The organism is Halorubrum rarum (genome assembly GCF_048380895.1).
Taxonomy (GTDB): Archaea; Halobacteriota; Halobacteria; order Halobacteriales; family Haloferacaceae; genus Halorubrum.
On sequence record NZ_JBLWMN010000007.1, the window covers coordinates 98,178 to 115,348 of the forward strand.

At 64.0% G+C, this 17,171-nt stretch carries 17 protein-coding genes; 11 read left to right on the forward strand and 6 right to left on the reverse strand.

From position 1 onward, the window contains the following. Window positions 1-27 precede the first annotated feature (27 nt). Window positions 28-873: an eIF2B alpha/beta/delta subunit family protein gene (locus tag ACNSN7_RS07745; protein ID WP_418281703.1), complete on the reverse strand. Its 846-nt coding sequence runs from the start codon at window positions 871-873 to the stop codon at window positions 28-30. A gap of 121 nt (window positions 874-994) precedes the next feature. On the opposite strand from ACNSN7_RS07745, the gene fer reads away from it, so the two are divergent. The 6 genes from fer to ACNSN7_RS07775 all read left to right on the forward strand — a co-directional run bounded on the left by fer (window position 995) and on the right by ACNSN7_RS07775 (window position 8,147). After that, complete coding sequence (gene fer / locus ACNSN7_RS07750) at window positions 995-1,795, forward strand: ferredoxin Fer (RefSeq protein WP_418281704.1); 801 nt, start codon at window positions 995-997, stop codon at window positions 1,793-1,795. Window positions 1,796-1,880: 85 nt separating this feature from the next. Continuing rightward, on the forward strand, window positions 1,881-3,329 hold the full coding sequence (locus ACNSN7_RS07755) for a hypothetical protein (protein WP_418281705.1): 1,449 nt from the start codon (window positions 1,881-1,883) through the stop codon (window positions 3,327-3,329). A gap of 53 nt (window positions 3,330-3,382) precedes the next feature. Further along, window positions 3,383-3,868, forward strand: coding sequence for an SRPBCC family protein (locus ACNSN7_RS07760; protein ID WP_418281706.1), 486 nt, complete (start codon window positions 3,383-3,385; stop codon window positions 3,866-3,868). 99 nt (window positions 3,869-3,967) lie between these two features. Then, on the forward strand, window positions 3,968-5,173 hold the full coding sequence (locus tag ACNSN7_RS07765) for a transporter (RefSeq protein ID WP_418281707.1): 1,206 nt from the start codon (window positions 3,968-3,970) through the stop codon (window positions 5,171-5,173). A gap of 92 nt (window positions 5,174-5,265) precedes the next feature. After that, window positions 5,266-6,387: an ABC transporter ATP-binding protein gene (locus ACNSN7_RS07770; protein WP_418281708.1), complete on the forward strand. Its 1,122-nt coding sequence runs from the start codon at window positions 5,266-5,268 to the stop codon at window positions 6,385-6,387. Next, entirely contained in the window at window positions 6,384-8,147 is a 1,764-nt protein-coding gene (locus ACNSN7_RS07775; protein WP_418281709.1) for an ABC transporter permease, read from the forward strand. The genes ACNSN7_RS07770 and ACNSN7_RS07775 overlap by 4 nt, the downstream gene beginning before the upstream one ends. Before the next feature lie 65 nt (window positions 8,148-8,212). Here ACNSN7_RS07775 and ACNSN7_RS07780 read toward each other — a convergent pair whose 3' ends face one another. From ACNSN7_RS07780 to ACNSN7_RS07795, 4 genes are all read right to left on the reverse strand, one after another. Continuing rightward, on the reverse strand, window positions 8,213-9,193 hold the full coding sequence (locus ACNSN7_RS07780) for a PhnD/SsuA/transferrin family substrate-binding protein (protein WP_418281710.1): 981 nt from the start codon (window positions 9,191-9,193) through the stop codon (window positions 8,213-8,215). A 28-nt stretch (window positions 9,194-9,221) separates the two neighbouring features. Beyond that, the gene (locus tag ACNSN7_RS07785) at window positions 9,222-10,190 is read right to left on the reverse strand and encodes a substrate-binding domain-containing protein (protein WP_418281711.1); all 969 of its coding nucleotides are present in this window, start codon (window positions 10,188-10,190) and stop codon (window positions 9,222-9,224) included. Continuing rightward, window positions 10,187-10,855 carry a hypothetical protein gene (locus ACNSN7_RS07790; RefSeq protein WP_418281712.1) on the reverse strand — a complete coding sequence of 223 codons (669 nt, stop codon included), beginning with the start codon at window positions 10,853-10,855 and terminating at the stop codon, window positions 10,187-10,189. The genes ACNSN7_RS07785 and ACNSN7_RS07790 overlap by 4 nt, the downstream gene beginning before the upstream one ends. Window positions 10,856-10,978: 123 nt before the next feature. Beyond that, window positions 10,979-11,956 (reverse strand): hypothetical protein, encoded by a 978-nt coding sequence (locus tag ACNSN7_RS07795; protein WP_418281713.1) that lies wholly within the window; start codon window positions 11,954-11,956, stop codon window positions 10,979-10,981. 264 nt (window positions 11,957-12,220) lie between these two features. On the opposite strand from ACNSN7_RS07795, the gene ACNSN7_RS07800 reads away from it, so the two are divergent. The 5 genes from ACNSN7_RS07800 to ACNSN7_RS07820 all read left to right on the forward strand — a co-directional run bounded on the left by ACNSN7_RS07800 (window position 12,221) and on the right by ACNSN7_RS07820 (window position 16,988). After that, window positions 12,221-12,769, forward strand: coding sequence for a 2Fe-2S iron-sulfur cluster-binding protein (locus tag ACNSN7_RS07800; RefSeq protein WP_418281714.1), 549 nt, complete (start codon window positions 12,221-12,223; stop codon window positions 12,767-12,769). A gap of 152 nt (window positions 12,770-12,921) precedes the next feature. After that, the gene (locus tag ACNSN7_RS07805) at window positions 12,922-14,166 is read left to right on the forward strand and encodes a 4Fe-4S ferredoxin N-terminal domain-containing protein (RefSeq protein ID WP_418281715.1); all 1,245 of its coding nucleotides are present in this window, start codon (window positions 12,922-12,924) and stop codon (window positions 14,164-14,166) included. Then, window positions 14,163-15,512 (forward strand): NrfD/PsrC family molybdoenzyme membrane anchor subunit, encoded by a 1,350-nt coding sequence (gene nrfD / locus ACNSN7_RS07810; protein ID WP_418281716.1) that lies wholly within the window; start codon window positions 14,163-14,165, stop codon window positions 15,510-15,512. Before ACNSN7_RS07805 ends, nrfD begins: the two co-directional genes overlap by 4 nt. Then, window positions 15,512-15,724, forward strand: a complete 213-nt coding sequence (locus ACNSN7_RS07815) for a hypothetical protein (RefSeq protein WP_418281717.1) — start codon at window positions 15,512-15,514, stop codon at window positions 15,722-15,724. Before nrfD ends, ACNSN7_RS07815 begins: the two co-directional genes overlap by 1 nt. Window positions 15,725-15,950: 226 nt before the next feature. Beyond that, window positions 15,951-16,988 (forward strand): Mrp/NBP35 family ATP-binding protein, encoded by a 1,038-nt coding sequence (locus ACNSN7_RS07820; RefSeq protein WP_418281718.1) that lies wholly within the window; start codon window positions 15,951-15,953, stop codon window positions 16,986-16,988. Here ACNSN7_RS07820 and ACNSN7_RS07825 read toward each other — a convergent pair. Beyond that, entirely contained in the window at window positions 16,985-17,140 is a 156-nt protein-coding gene (locus tag ACNSN7_RS07825; RefSeq protein ID WP_418281719.1) for a hypothetical protein, read from the reverse strand. The genes ACNSN7_RS07820 and ACNSN7_RS07825 overlap by 4 nt on opposite strands. Between the last annotated feature and the right edge of the window lie 31 nt (window positions 17,141-17,171).

The window sequence follows — 17,171 nt, forward strand, 5'->3', positions numbered from 1 at the left end:
TCCGCGTCGCAACCGCCTCGTGCCGCCTTACAGCTCTTCGACGCCGTCGTCGGTGATCACGGTGTCGATCATCCCGATCGGGGTCGCGTCGTAGCTGGGGTTCTCGATGGTGACGTTCTCGAGGGGTTCACGCATCACCTCGACGGCGTCGCGGAACTCGTTCTCGAAGCGGAACTCCTCGATCCGCTTCGCGCCCGAGCCGACCACCGTAACGGGGATCCCCAGCTCCCGCGCGGTGACGACGAGCGGGAACGTGCCGATCCGGTTGTAGTACGTGCCGCCGGTGATACAGGTGATCCCGAGGAGGACGCGGTCGCAGCCGCGGAGCGCGTACCCCATCGCGCTGTCGACGACCATGCGAGTGTCGACGCGGTCTATCGCCGCGAGCGCCCGCGCGGTCTTGCGACCGAGGGTTCGCGGACGAGCCTCCGTCACGTACACCGTCAGGTGCTTTCCGTCCATCGCTGCGGTCTCGATCGACTCCAGCACCGTCGTCGAGTAGTCGTGGACCAAGAGCGTGTCGCCGTCGCCGATCCGCTCGGCGGCGTTGGCCGCCGCCGCCGCCTTCGACGTCTCGACGTGCTCGACGACGCGGTCGATCGTGTCCTCCAGCAGCTGTTTGACCCCCTCGACGGTCGTCGCCTCGCCGACGACGGAGCGCTCGACCTCGCGTAAGGCGTTGTGGAGCGCGGCGTGGGAGGGGTTCGACCGGCGCAACACGCCCGCGTTGTGTTCGAGGTCGCGCTCGAACTCGTCGACGGTGATGTACTCGCGCTCGAGCAGTTCTCCGAGCGCCTGCGTCGCCTTCACGGCGACCACCGACGTGCTGTGTGTCTGCATCGCCCGGATCTCGGCGACCGTCTCGTCGATCATGATTCAACGGTTGGCGGGAGCGTTCAAAGGGGTTCCGGGGACGGCAGGGTGCTCGACGGTCTCCCCATCTCGTGGGAGTACCCCCCGAACGTTTTATCCGGTCCATGTGAACCGTCGACGTATGACGAACTCGACAGCGCTCACGGCGGACGAGCTTCGCGAGTGGCTCGATCACGTCCGCGATCGATCGACTGCACGGTGGTTGATGATCGCGATCGCCCACGAGGAGGGCGTCGACGTCGGCGATCTCGCCGACTGGTACGACCTCTCGGACGGAGAGATACGCGACTGGCTGTCGGCGCTCGACTCTCGGCCCGTCGTCACGATCGCGGAGGCCGAGGGCGTCTCCTTCGAGGAGCTCGCGGACGGCTACGGACTGGCTCCGGAGACGATCCGACAGTGGTTCGACGACCTGGAGTCGGAGCCGATCGAGCAGGCCGCGGTCGTGGTCGATCGGTACAGCCAGCGCGACACGGCACCGGTCGTGCGTCGAACCGAGTCCCGCGTCGAGTACCTGGATTACACGGCCATCGACGAGCACGGCTGGGCGATCGACGACGACGACCTGTTCGAGAAGGCGTCCAAAGCCGGTCTCGATCCGAGCGTGTTCGGTCGGATCCTCGTCGAGCCGGGCGAGACGATCCTCGAAGCCGCAGAGAATCGCAACCTCTCGTGGCCGTACGCCTGTCGCGGCGGTGCGTGTGCGAACTGCGCGGTGCTGGTCAAATCGGGCGACGTCGCCATGCCGGGCAATCACGTGCTCTCTGACGAGCAGGTCGCCGGGATGAACGCCCGCCTGACCTGCGTCGGAGTCCCGGTCACCGACCGGGTGAAGCTGGTGATGAACGTGCAGGGTCTCGACCAGTTCGAGGGGCTCCGGCTGCCGTCGCCGCTCTCTGAGGGCGGGTCGGCGTTACCGTAGTCGATCCGGCGCGGCTCTGTCCGATGTATAAAAGGCTGGAATATGAACCGGAGCATGGAGGGACGATGGACCGCAACCGTCGGGTATGTCCGGAGATGGAAGCCTCTCTAACGAGCTTCGAGACCGGCTCTCACGACGCCGTGGCGACGACGACGACCAGTCGAAGTTCGAGGTCAGCGAAACGGAGACGTACGTGGGCGACACGGTCACGCTGACGGGCCGTGACCTCGACGCCAACGAGATATACGAGGTCATCTGGCACTCGGCGATCGGGAGCTGGGGAGTCCTCGGCGGCAACGAGGTCGTCGGCCCTCAGTTCAAACCCCGAAGCGAGTCGATAGCGACGGTCACCACCGACAGCGCCGGACGGTTCTCCGAGGAGTGGACCGTAAAGGAGGACTACGGCGGTGAACACCGGATCGAGCTGCGGACGATCGACGGCGTCCCGCAGGCACGGACGAAGGTTACGATCAAGCCGTGGTTCGAGATCGACCGCACGAGTGCGCCGGTTGGGGAGACGTTCACGGTCACGGGGTACGGGCTCGGCCCCAACATGATCACGAACAACTACCAACTCGCGTGGGACAACGGGATGGTCGGGTTCATGACCGGGACGTTGAACCGCGGAACGGCGACCGCCGATATCAGGGCGATCGACGAGCCGGGCGAACACGTGATCCAGGTGTGGCGCAACCTGCGGGGCGTGCCGTTCTTACAGAACAACACGCAGTCGCCGTTCGGTCCGGTCGGCGACGAGCGACAGTCGTCGTGGACCGTCGAGGTCACGGAGCTCGAATCGGAGCCGGAGACGACGTGGATGGACTCACTGGAGGACGAGACGCCGCTTACGGCTCACTATCCGGAGCTCGACGAGGCCACCGACGCGACACTCGAGATCACGCCGACGTCCGGGCAGCCCGGGACGGAAGCGACGATCGTCGGGCGGGAGTTTCCGGCCGACACGGAGGTGGACCTGATCTGGTATACGCACGTCGGTAACCGCGTCGCGGGCAACCCGATCACGCCGGAGCCGCTCCCGGATCTGCTGCCGTCGGTGACGACCGACGAGGACGGAGCGTTCGAGATCGACGTGACGATTCCGCGGGGGATGGGCGCGACGCGACCCATCACCGCGGCCGTCGACGGCCACGAGGTCGCGGTGACCGGGTTCGTGATGCAGCCGGACATCGTCGACGTCTCCCCGCAGAAGGGTCCAGTCGGCACCGACATCGAGATCGAACTGACCGGCATCGGCTGGCCGACCTACGAGAACGCGTACTTCTTCGTGTACGACAACCGTCCGCTCGGCTACGTCTGCGGCGTCGACATGGAGAAGCACGGCGAGGGGATCGTCCGGACGATCATCCAAGCGACCGGGGAGCCCGGCTATCACTTCATCGACGTGTACCCGTCGTTCTTCGAGACCCAAGAGGACCTTCCGGACTTCGAGCAGAAGGCACACCTCTCGTACCGCGAGAACCATCCGGTTCGGTCGCTGCCGGCGTTACACTTCACGTTCGAGGTCACCGAGTAGTCGCAGCGATCCGGGATACCCCCCACTCACTCCACACGTCTAACAAACTCATCATGAAAGCTAACGACACGTCGGCCGGAACGGAACTCGAGTTCACCGGAACCGAGCGGATAGCGACGACCAAAGCGGAGCTCTGGCGGAACGTCTCGGACCCGGCGGTTCTCGCGACCTGCATTCCCGGTGCCGAGTCAGTCGAACGCGTCTCCGACCGGGAGTACGAAGTCGAGATCACTCGGGGAATAACCCGCCTCACGATCTCCATCTCCGGGAACATCGAACTCGTCGAGATGAACGAACCGAACTGGATCCTCGCGGAGGGGACGGCCTACGACTCCCGAACCGCCTCGGAGTTCGGCGGGACGGCGGCGATGGAACTGACGGAGACCGACGACGACGTCATCGAACTGTCCTACGAGGCGTATCTGACGTTCACCGGCGGCACCGGTTCGTTGACGCCGGGGATCCTCCGTCGCGTCGTCGAGTCCGACGTCGACCGGTACTTCGGGAACGTTAAAACGACGGTCGAGAGCGATTCCTGAGGCTCGCCCGACTCCCACCGAAGTTATAAAAAGCTGTATTTTCCACACCCAATGACATTCCCTATTACGAAGATCGTATAATCAAGAATGGACGATCCAATGCGCGAACTCGGTTCGACGGTCGAAGCGAACGGCAGAACCCGGCGGGCCGTCCTCGCGTCCGGCGGCGCAGCGCTCGCGGGCGGGCTCGCAGGGTGTCTCGGTGACGACACGGGGACCGTGACGGGCGGGACCGGCGGGGCCGGCGGGGCCGAGGAGCCGGAGCCACCGTGGACGACCGAGGAGCTCGCCGACTACGTCGACGACGACACGACGGTGACGCTGTACGCCTCCCTCGGCGAGGTCGAGGTGTGGGAGCAGCTGATCGAGGTGATAAACGACGAGTTCGGAACCGGTCTCGAACTGGAAGCGTTCGTCAGCGACGGCGGCGAGATCTCCCAGCGGATCATCCAGGAGCGACAGGCAGACCGGGACCAGGCGGATCTCATGTCCCAGCCGTCGGATCTGATCAACATGGTCCACGAGAACGGCTCCGAGGAGGCCGAGCGCTGGTTCGAACACGGGGTCGACGAGAACTTCTGGTTCAGCGTCGACGAGGAGTATCCGGACCGGTACGTCCACTCGTGGTTCGCGACGGCGTTCAACGGCGGGCCATCCTCCGCGATGCCGATCAATCCCGAAGTGTTCGAGGAACGGGGGCTCGATCGGCCCAGCTCGTACAACGACCTGTTCGACGATCAGTACGAGGGGATCGAGGTGCTACTTCCCGGCTATCTGGTCGCCTCACAGATCGGGTGGATCGTCGGATACCACGCGAACCAGCTCGGGATCGAGCCGCAAGAGTGGGTCGAGCGACTCCTTGACCACGTGGAGTTCAGGGGTGCCGACTCCCACACGTCCGCGGCACGAGCGGTCGCCGAGGGGCGCAGCCCATTGATGTTCTACAACTTCAACAACACCCTCACCCAGTTCATTCCGGAGCACACGATCGAGGCCGTCTTCGTCGACGGCGTCTGGGACCAGATGAACAACGATCACCTGTCAATAAACCGGGAGGCTCCGAATCCGTGGGCGGCTCGGTACGTGCTCAGTGCGACGGTCGAAAAGTCCGTCCAGCGACGGCTGATCCACGACGTCGGCGACCAGCTCGTGCCGGGCCGGACCGACATCGATTACTCCGACGAGGAACCCGACGAGTTCCTCCACTCCCGTCTGACCGCCGACATCACCCCGGTGAGCTTCTCCGACGAGCGCGAGTACATCCGTCTCGGGGAGCAGGCACGAAGCGAGTGGATCGACTACTAGTCGGCTCGCCCGTGCCGAAACTCGAACGTCCACACACGGCGACTGATCGGCAACACTATCGGACTACGTGGTCCGGATCCACCTATCGATCGATGACCGCGGAACCACAGCTGACGGTGCGAAACCTCGAGAAGCGGTTCGAAGAGGGATTCACGCTCTCGGGAATCGACTTCACGGTCGATACCGACGAGGTCGTCGCCCTGCTCGGTCCCAGCGGCTGTGGCAAGACGACGGTGTTGCGGTGTGTTGCGGGCGTCGAAACCCCGGAGAGCGGCGAGGTCGTGATCGACGGCGAGCTCGTACAAGGGGATGGAACCGCGGTTCCACCCGAGGGTCGAAACGTCGGGATGGTGTATCAGAGCTACGCGATCTGGCCACACAAATCCGTCTACGAAAACGTCGTCTTCCCGCTCGAACACAACCGGACCGAGTTCGCGCGATCGGAACACGAGGCCCGCGTCGACGAGGTGCTCGAACTGTTACGGATACGGGAGCTGAAACGCGCGCCGGCGACCGACCTCAGCGGCGGTCAACAGCAGCGCGTCGCGCTCGCACGCTCGCTCGTTCATGACCCCGACCTGCTGCTCATGGACGAGCCGCTGAGCAATCTCGACCGCGAGCTGCGACGGAACATGCGACACGAGCTCCAGAAGCTCCAAGCAGAACTCGACGTCAGCATCCTCTACGTCACACACAACCAGGCGGAGGCGTTCTACCTCGCCGACCGCGTCCTCGTCATGAACGACGGTCGGATCGTCGAACGGGGCGCTCCACGGGAGCTGTACAGCCGGCCGACCGCCCGGTTCACCCGGCAGTTCGTCGGCGAGTACAACCGGTTCGACGGCGCTCTCGACGTCGGCCGGGACGGAAGCGAGACGGTGCGATCCGAACTGGTCGACTTTCAGCTCGCAAAGGCGGACCACGTCTCCCCGTCGGCGGACCTGAGGCACGGAACGCCGGTGGCCTGTTTCATGCGACCGGACGACATCGGGATCGGACGATACGCACAGCACGGCGGCGACGTCCTCGAACTGAGCGGCACCGTCGTCGGCGAGGGACTGCTCGGCGATAGCTACGAGATCACGGTCGGGTTCGAGGACGGCTCGGAGCTGGTGCTTCACACCGAAAGCTACAGGCAGGTTCACCCCGGCGAGGAGATCCACGTCCACTTCGACCCGAGCGCTATCCAAGTGTATCCGAACACGGACACATGAGCTCGAGCGGTCTCACCGGACGGCTGAGACGAATCGTCGGCCCGAACGCGAGCGAGCGGTTCGTGTTGGGGGCGATCGCACTTGCGGTGTTCGTTCTCACGCTGATCCCGCTCGTGTTCCTGTTGTGGACGAGCGTCTGGTCGGGCTTCCCCGGCGACTTCTCCGGGTCGTTCACGGTCGAGAACTTCGTCGCCGTGTACGTCAACGGCAGCTTCGACGCGCTGGAACTGTTCGGTAACTCGCTTTTCGTCGCGGCGGGAACGACCGTCGTCTCGATCACGTTCGGACTGCTGTTCGCGTGGCTTCTCGTGCGGACGAACCTGCCGACGAAGGGTGCGATGGAGCTGGTGTTACTCGCCCCGTACGCGATCCCTGTGTACATCTACGCGTTCATGTACATCGTCACGTACGGCTCACAGCAGGGGCTCGTTCTCGTCAGTCTCCAGCGGTTTCTCGGTCTCGAATCGGTTCCGATCGACGTGTTCAGCCGGTGGGGGATCGCGTTCGTCGTCGGCATCAACATGGTCAACACCGTCTACCTTCTCACCGCACCGGCACTGCAGAACATGGACCCTGCACTGGAGGAGGTCGGCCGGATCCACGGCGCGAGCCTCCCGACGACGCTCCGGACGATCAGCTTTCCGCTGGTGATCCCTGCGATCCTCTCGGCAGTGCTCGTGACGTTTCTGCGCGGACTCGGCGAGTTCTCGGTCGTGGCGATCCTCGGCGCGCCGGAGGGGTTCGACGTGTACGCGACCGCCATCTGGGAGGCCGTTCGTCTGCGTGCACCCCCCCAGTACGGCGAGGCGGCAGCGCTCGCGTTCAGTCTCCTCATCGTTACGGCCGCGTTCGTGTGGTACTACCGCCGAATCACGGGTCGCAAGCAGGACTACATGACCGTTCGCGGCCGGGGGTATCGGGCGAGACGGTGGGACCTCGGCGGGTGGCGGTGGCCGCTCGCAGGCGGACTGTGGGTGCTGCTGTTTTTCGTCTGGCTGCTTCCCGTGCTGGTCATGGTGCTCGTTTCGTTTCACTCCCTGTGGACCGGACAGCCGGACGTCACCGTCCTCTCTACGGAACACTACGTCACCGCACTCACCGACGTGCGCCTGCGCGGCGCGTTCTTCAACAGCGTCTTCGTCGCCGTCGCGAGCGCGACGATCGGTACGGTGCTCGTCGTCGGCATGGCCTACTACACGGAACGAACCGAGTACCGGTTCCGAGGGGTCGTCGATTTCCTCTCGCTCACACCGATGGCGATCCCCGGGATCATCATGGGCGGCAGTCTCCTGTTCACGTTCCTGTGGGTGGGCCGGATCCACCCGCTCGTCGACCTGTACGGCACTCTCTGGATCATGGTGATCGGAAGTATCATCGTGTACATCCCCATCTCCTCACGGATCGCCGTCGGCAACATCGTGCAGATACACACCGAACTGGAGGAGGCGGCGCGGATCGTCGGCGCGTCGTGGGGACGGAGCGTCCGCGAGGTGTTCGTTCCCCTGTTCAAAACGCCGATGGCGATCATCTGGTTCTATCTCGCGATTCAGGTGTTTCACCTCCTCACGATACCGATCATGACGTACTCGACCGGAACGGAGGTGATCCCCGTCGAGGTGTTCACCCTCTACACGCGAGGGGCCGAACTGGAGTTAGTCTCGGCCATCTCCACGCTCTTCGTCGCGGTGACCGTTGTCGTGCTGCTGGCGCTTCGGTGGTTCGGCGTCACGATCTACGATATGAACGCGCGATCGAACTGAGCCACGGGTGACGTTCGGACGCCAGGACCGACGCTGGACTCAGACGTCGAGGACCGACACTGGACTCAGACGTCGAGGACGGTTTCCGCGAACAGCTCCTCGGGCTCGTACCGCCGGGTAATCAATCCCTGATCCTGCGCGTATCGGATGAACGTGTCCAGCTCTCTCCGGGTTTTCTCCGTCAGTCCCCACTCCCAGACGTCCGGTCCGAGCGTCTCCCGCTGATCCTTCAAATGGAGGTGTGCCCAGGTGAGCGAGGTGTGCTCGTGAGGGTTCTCGTTCCGTTCGAGACATCGGTCCCGAGCCTCGCGGAACGCGTCGTACAGGCTCACCGCGACCCACGGATTCGCCTCGAGGACCTCGTCTCTGATCGCGATCAGGTGCATCGGCGGGTGGATCCCCGTCTCCTCGAAGTACGCCTTCTCCTCGGCGATGGGGTCGTCGAACAGCAGCTCGACCTCGTCTGATTCGAGGACCGCGTTGAAAAGCGAGTACGCCGGGTCGGTCGCGGCGTCGAGCTCGCCGCTGAACAGCATCTCGCGCATGTCCGTCGTCTCCTCGACGGCGTCACCGCCGATCGGACGGATGTCGAACCGGTCCGGGATCGAGATCGGGACGTCGTCGTCCTTGCGCCGATACCACGTCACGTCCGCCAGATCGAGGTCGTACTGGTCGCCGAGGATACCGCGCGCCCAGACGTTCGCCGTGGTCTGCCAGGACTGGACGCCCATCTTCTTGCCCGCGAGATCCGCCGGCCCGTCGATCCCGGAGTCGACATGGGTGTACACGAACGAGTGACGAAACCGCTTGTTCGGATACACTGGAATCGCCGTGAACGGATACGCTTCGGGCTCCTCCATCGCGGAGAGATAGGAGGCGAGCGACACCTCACACACGTCGAACTCGCCGTGTCTGAAGAACCGCCGGTGTCGACGGGGCGGATACTCAACGAGCGTCGTCAGGTCGATTCCGCGCGGTTCGACCTCTCCCGTCAACAGCGCGTTGATCGTGTCGCGGTTGTCACAACAGAGACTGAGTTCAAGCATCGTTGGTATGTTCCGTGTTGACAGGCCGTTAGCGATACTCCTCGGTGTTCACGTGTTCGGTCTCGAACAGCTCCTCGAGCGTGTACTCGCGGGGGATTACCTCCTGTTCGTGTGCGTACTCGATCAGCGTCTCGAGCGTGGTGACGTTGTCCTCGGTCAGTCCGTACTCCCACGGGTCCTCGCCGAACAGCTCGTGCTGGCGCTCCGCGAACGTGTTCGCCCAGATGATCGGGAACTCCCGCGGGCGCTCGAGCGACTCCAAGCCGATCCGCTTTGCGCGCTCGAAGGCGTCGTACAGCTTCTGGGGGATCCACGGCTTCTCCTCGAGAAGGTCGTCTCTGATCACGACCGTGTGCATGATGGGGAAGATCGAGGTCTCGCGGTAGTACTGCGTCTCCGTCTCGATCGGGTCCGCAAACAGTCGTTCGGCGTTGTCGGCGTCGAGGAACACCGGGTGGAACACCGCGTCGACCTCGCCGCGCTCGATCATGTCCTCGACGGCGTACAGCGACCGCCCCGCACGGTCGAGGAACTCGATGTCGTAGCTGGGGGCATTGAGGTCGACGATCTCCGGTTTCGCCGCCTTCCACGTCACCGACGTCGTGTCGAGTCCGTGTCGCTCGCGAGCGATGCCGCGCTGCCAGATCCCCGTCGTCGTCTGCCAGTTGACGATCCCGACGTCGCGTCCCTCGAGGTCGGCGAGCGAGTCGATTCCCGCGCCGGTACGTTTGTAGATGTACGCGTGTCTGAACTTCCGGGAGGGGAAGATCGGGAGCGCGGTGAACGGGTACTCCTCGGCCTGCGAGCGCGTCGCGAGGTAGCTTCCCATCGACATCTCGCAGGCGTCGAACTCCCGATAGTTCGCCATCCGGTTGAACCGCTCCGGATTCGTGTAATCGACGGTCGTCAACTCCAGCCCCTGCGGCTCGACGCGTCCGTCCCAGAGCGCCTTCGTCCACTCGTACTCGTGACACGCGAGCGTGAAGTCGACGGTCATGCGGGCCTCCGTGTGTCCGCTGGCACGATGCTTGGATCCTCCGGGAACTCCCAGTCGATGCCCGGCTTTTCGGCTTCACGCTCGAGTATCGCGGCGATGTGGCCCTCGATGAGCCTCGCATCGACGCTTTCGATCCACTCCAAATGCTCCTCCAGTTCGGGCGCGGTCGTTTGGTCGCCGTCGAGGATCGTCAACACGCCCGTGATCGCCTCCAAGAGCATCGTGTAGTTGTTCCGTTCGAGGAACGTCTCGACGTCTCCCGACTCGATCCCCCTGCCGATCACGCCGATGAGCGTGCTGTGGATGTTGAACTGGCGACCGATCCCTTCTGGGTGTGCGGAGACGAACACCTGCATGTCCGCCGCCCGCAACACCGTCGCGTTGTTATCGGTCGTGCCGTCGCCGTGTACGATCCCGTCCGCCACCATCTCCCGCGTGAGATCGTACAGCGTGCTCTGTGGGATCGGCGTCACCGCCGCGAGCTGCTGGATCGTCAACCCGTCCGCGAGCCACGCCTCGTGCCACACGCGACACTTCCGCGGTGCTGAAAGCAGCTGTCCCGCCGCGACGACGGTGTCGACCGTCGTACGGATCTCCCGTCGATGCGTGGGTGACCGGTCGTCGACTCTCTCGTCCGTCGCCTCCACGCTGGGTGAGTCGTCCATCCTTGGTTATGGATTACAGGAAACAGATAATAAGCGTTGCGACGGCGAGAACGAGGGGATCGAGCGGATCGAAAGAAGAGCCGTCGGCGGAGATCCCGATCGGAGTCGGGACGGGCGTCCCGATCAGGCGTCGGGGTCCGCGATGACCTCGATGGAGTCCTGATACACGCCGACGCGGTGGAAGTTACCGTCGTTCGTCACCTGGACCTCGTAGGTGAGTGTTCCCTCGTAGTCCTCGGGAATTCCGTACCACGTGTGGTTCCAGACTCCGCCGTCCTCGTCCCACTCGAGTTCGACGGTGTCGGGATCGCCGGCCTCGAACACGATGATCGCCTCGTCGACGACGTCGGGGCCGACGGGTTCGCCGGTGCTCCCGTCGTAGATCCCGATATCGAAGCCGACCGCCATGCCGGGCGTGAAGTTGTGCTGGGGGAGACAGGACTGTACCCAGCCGTTACCCTTGTCGTCGGTCGAGTACGTGTCGTCGGTGACGACGTAGTTCGACGCGCCCGCGTCGACGCCGGTGAACTCGATGATCTCGAACTCGCTTTCCAACACGCCGACGTTGGTGAACTGCGCACCGTTCGTCACCTCGACGGTGTATCCGACCGTTCCGGGGTCGGCGTCGTCCGGGATCCGCCAGGAGCCGCTCCACTCGCGTTCGTCGCGGTAGAACTCGAGATCGACGGAGTCGCCGGTGTCGAGTTCGATCGTCACCTCGTCGAGCGCCTCGTCGCTGACGATGCCGTTCGACTCGCGGTCCCACACGCCGACCTTGAAGATCACCTCCATGCCGGGGACGAACAGCCGCTGGGCGACCCCCTCACGGAGGAGTCCGCCGGCACCCTCGGGGATGCCCTCCGCGCCCACGACGATCTCGTCGGTGACGACGAACGTCGTCGGGCCGTCGTCCTCCTCCTCGTCGCCGAGGGCGGTACACCCCGCGAGGGTAACGGACGCCCAGCTGACGGCGCCGGCAGCCATGAACTTCCGGCGGGTCGCGTCCGGACCGGCCCCCTCCGGAACCGGCTCCTCGTCCGTAGTCGTCCGCTCGGTTCGTTCGATCAGAATCCCCTCGTCAGTCGAATTGTTGCCGTCCATACCGTACCACATGTTCCCTGCTACGTCTCCAATAACGATCCACTGGATATTGTAGGCCTTTATGACTGGACGTCGAACGAGTTTATAAATCAGCTAACAATACGCGGTAATCCCTGGCCGCGTAGAACTCGTCACCGTGCTCGGCCGCTCGAAACTGGACACGACAATCCCGGCGTCCATCGGTCGCCGTCCCTTATAAAAAGCTGTATTCTTTTGCTTGAAGGATAACTGGCTTCGGACTAACCGCCTCTTATGGACGAGGATATGACCAGCAACGAACCGGCGGGGGGACGAGCGTGCGAGTCCGACTGCGACGGAGATGGCTGTCCGTCCCGGCTCTCAGCGACCGGACGTCGACGAGTCCTCGGCGCGCTCGCAGGTGGAACGACGCTCTCGCTCGCAGGGTGCATCGGCGTGTTCGGGGAGCCGGCTCAAAGCGAGGCTCCCGACCGGACGATCGGTGAGAGCGCCGATGACGAGGACGACGACGAAAGTGACGATGACGAGGAGGGCAGCGAGGAGGGCCCCGTCCACGAGATCACGTTCCTGCGGCAGGACGCGACCATCGAGATCCCGGAGGGCGGTGATTCGCTTTTGTACCAGGGTCTCGACCAAGGGTGGGATCTCCCCTACTCGTGTGAGCGGGGAGTCTGTGGCGTCTGTACGGCCCGCATCAGCGGGAACGGTCACCGACAGGTCGAGATGACCAATAACGAAGTGCTCGACGACGACGAGATCGAACGCGGCTACGTGTTGACCTGTACCGGCCACCCGACGGAGGAGTTCTTCATCCGAACGGACGACAGTCCGTGAGGTCGTCGAACTGAGGATCGAACACGTCGATTTTGAGAAGGTCTCGACCGATGACCGATCGGCCCTTGACGCTCGATCACTTATAAAGGGCTGTATTTTTAACGGCCATGTCTAGGGTGCTGAGTCCGTAATCGACTCGTGGTGAACCTCATATGGACACGGCGGATTCTCCCCCAGATATAGATGACCCAGGCTGGAACGAGTGGGCCGACGACCAGCTCTCCGACGTCGAGTTCGACACGGACCTCGGCCGAGAGATGGGAGAGGACGCGCTCCGCGTCGCGGAGGGTGAACTTTCGAAAGCCGCGTTTCACGAGCGACACAGCGACGCGGTCGAAGCCGAGTTTGGCGTCGACGAACGTCCGACGAAGGAGGCGGTCGACTCCGCGGCGACGCTCCCGAAGGTACCGAACGAGCGCGAGGAGACGCGCCGAAACGTGCTGAAGGCGCTCGGGGGAGCCGCGACCGCCGGCGTCGCCGGAGTGGCCGGATGTCTGGACTCGTCGGGAGCGGCTGAGGCCGCAGAAACCGGAGGCGTGGCCGACGTTGACGACGACGGCGTCATCGACGAGGTCGACCACCAGAAGCAGATGGGGATGGTGATCGACACCGAACGCTGTATCGCGTGTCTGCAGTGTTCGGAGGCGTGTAAAGGCGAGAACAACACCGACGTCGGGGTCCACTGGCCGTACGTGTTCCGGTACGAGGACGAACACGCCGGCGACACGGAAGAGGAGTTCCTCACCCGCCACTGTCAGCACTGTTCGGAGGCGTCCTGTACGTACGTCTGCCCGACGCAGGCGCGGTACAAGCGTCAGGAGGACGGGATCGTTCTCACCGACTACGACACGTGTGTCGGCTGTAAGTACTGTCAGGTCGCCTGTCCGTACGGCGTCAACTATCTCGGGAAAGAGGATCCGAATCCGAACCGCGACCAGTTCGAGACCGATCGGGATCAGACCGGCGGCGTCATCGACGACTTCGACGACGCCGGCGACGACTTCTGGGCTGACCGCGAAGTGGACGGCCGCACGGTCGCCGGTACGCCGCCCCGGGGTGTCATGGGGAAGTGCACGTTCTGTATCCATCGCCAGGACCTCGACGAGGACCACGAACTGCACGGGACCACGGCGTGTGAACAGCAGTGCCCCGTCGATGCGATCCACTTCGGAGACATGAACAACAGGAACAGCGACCCACGACAACACCTCCGCGAGAAGACGGAGTCCAACCAGTTCCGGCTGCTTCCGGAGGTCGGCAACGAACCGAACATCGTGTACGTCGGTAGGGAGCCATCGAAGGACGCCACGCCCGTACAGGGACCGACGTCCTACGAGAGCCGCGGTATGAAGGACGGCGACTACGATTTCGTGATCAACGGAGGTGACGAGGAATGAGCGTGGAGATCGATCCGGAGCGCGTGTTAAAGCCCATGCGGGAGACCGGTTCGGCGTTCTTCATCGCCACCGGCGTGATCGGGCTCGGCCTCCTCGTGTTCCTCGAGGCGTGGATCCACCAGATCACCTTCGGTGTCGGCGCGGTGACCGGCATCGGAGACTGGGGAATATCCGGCGGCGTCCCGTGGGGACTGTACATCGGTGGGTTCGTCTGGTGGATCGGCGTCGCCCACGGTGGGATCGCCATCTCCGCCGCGGTCCGCGTCATCAACATCGACCGCTACCGACCCATCGCTCGGATAGCGGAGGTGTTGACGGTTCTCGCGCTCGGCGTGGCGGCGTTCAACATCGTCTTGAGCATGGGCCGACCGGACCGGATCTTCAACACCATCGTCCAGTGGCCGTTCACCGTCCACCACTCGCCGTTGGCGTGGGACATCGCGGTGATCTCGCTGTACCTCGTGTTGACGCTCACGTACATGACGCTCTCGCTGCGCGCGGAGATAAGCGGTCTCCGCGATCATCTTCCGAAGTGGTTCGGTCCGCTGTATGCGGTCATCACGCTCGGATACACGGAGCGTGAAGACGAGAAGATCGAGCAGATCCTCTGGTGGCTCGCCGTCGCGATCCTCGCGCTCGTGCCGCTTCTGTCCGGTGGAGTCGTGCCATGGCTGTTCAGTCTCATCGCGGCACAACCCGCGTGGTACGGTGCCGCAGCGGGGGCAGCGATGCTAACCGAGTCGCTCACGAGCGCGCTGGCGATCGTGGTGATCGCGACTGCGGCGTTCCGGTACACGTACGACTGGCACGACATCATCGAGGATCGGATCTTCCTCGATCTGACGATCGCGCTCGCGTTCCTCGCGCTCGCGACGGCGTGGTTCACGATGCACGACATTCTCACCGGCGCGTACATCGCGCCGGTGAACATCGGCGCGCTCACCGGCGGGATGTTGACCCTCCCGTTCTTCTGGCTCGCGATCGCGGGACTCGTGATCGCCATCGTCGGCCTGTTCGTCATGATCGGCTGGTCCGACCGGTTCTTCAGCGTGCCCGCGCTGTGTGCGTTGTCCGCGATGCTCGGGATCACGATCCTCAACAAGAAGGTGATGTTCGTCGTCGAGGGTCTCATGTACCCGACCCAGCCGCCGCTAACGAACCTCTACCCGACCGGGAGCTACTCGCCGACGTTCGTCGAGTGGATCCTGTTCCTCGGCACGATCCTCATGGTCGTGTTCGGGTTCCTCATGCTCTCCAAGATGATTCCAATGATCGAACTCGAACCGGAGGAGGTCAAGCGTACCGCACTGCCGGATGGTGGCGACGAAACCGGAGGTGACCACTGATGGCACACGAAGCGATCCACATCGGACTGTACGTCATCTTCGGGATCATCATGCTCCCGGTGTACGTGATGATCGCCGGCTGGCTCCTCGGGAAGCCGCGTGACTTCCGGTCGATCGGGATCACGTTCGGCTATATGGCGGTGTTCGTCTTCGCGCTCATCGCCGGCCTCGCCGTACTCGGGACGTTCATCTCCCTGTTCACGCCGGTGTAGACGCTTCGAGGACCGAACCGAATTTTTATTAACCAATTGCTGACGTTCCGGAGCGGGCGACAGCTCGGCCGCACCGAACGAACCACGTCTCGAGTTCGTGGACGTGGGATCTGCTTCGCGAGTTCTCTTATAAATAACTTCATACTGGAGCGCCATTCCGATGGGCGGAGACGGACAACGATCCGGTAGCACCTTATGTTTGATCGACCCTACGGAGGCGACACGGATGACTCCTGACGAGATCTACACGCGGTTAGCACGGATCGAGGACCCGAAGCTCGGGAACGACATCGTCTCGCTCGGCGTCGTCGACGACGTCACGGTCGAGCCGGACGTCGTCCGCGTTCGGGTCACCTTACACGCACCGTACGCCCCCGACGAGGAGTGGATCGCGGAGCGGATCCGAGAGGAGCTGTCCGACATCGATCGGGAGATCGATCTCACGGTTCCGCCGCTTCCCGTCTCCGACGCCGAGCGACCGCTTCCGTCGGTGAAGAACATCATCGCCGTGAGCTCCGGGAAGGGCGGCGTCGGGAAGACGACCGTCGCCGTGAACACGGCACAGGCGCTCGCCGAGCGGGGGGCGCGCGTGGGGCTGCTCGACGCGGACCTGTACGGGCCGAACGTGCCGCGAATGCTCGGCGACGGGGACGGGCCGACGCTCAACGACGAGACGGAGACGCTCACGCCGCCCGAGCGGGGCGGTATCAAGGTGATGAGTCTCGGATTCCTCGTCCCGGAGAAGGAGGCGGCGGTGATGCGCGGGCCGATGATCGACTCCACGCTCGAACGGCTGCTCGTCGACGTCGAGTGGGGCGAACTCGACTACCTGATCGTCGACCTCCCGCCGGGGACGGGCGACGCACAGCTCACGCTCTGTCAGACGGTTCCGCTCACCGGTGCCGTGGTCGTGACGACGCCGCAGGCGGTCTCCACGGACGACGCCCACCGCGCGTTACACATGTTCGGTGAGCAGTCAATCCCGGTGCTCGGCATCGTCGAGAACATGAGCGGCTTCACCTGCCCGTCGTGTGGCGACACTCACGACCTGTTCGGTCGCGGCGGCGGGAAGACGGTCGCCGAGGAGTACGACCTCCCCTTCCTTGGTTCGGTGCCGATCGACCCCGAGATTCGGGAGACGGCCGACGACGACGCCCACGTCGGAACGCTCGGGGAGGACGACACCGACGAAGCGTTCCGCGATATCGCCGGCGATATCGCGAACGGGATCGGAACGCTCCGTCGGCGGGGCGTACCCAACTAGGAGCCGAGTCGATGTCGGATCGAGCGTTCGGCCGTCTCGAGGGCGTCGTGGACGTACGCCTGCGCCTGCGCCGCCGTCGCGATGAGGACCGCGGCGAGCAGGAGTCTCCGGTGAGCGACGACGGCCCGTGCGTAGCGTTCGACCGGGTGCATATCAGTTCTTAAGTGAGGCCCGGTGGGCGTC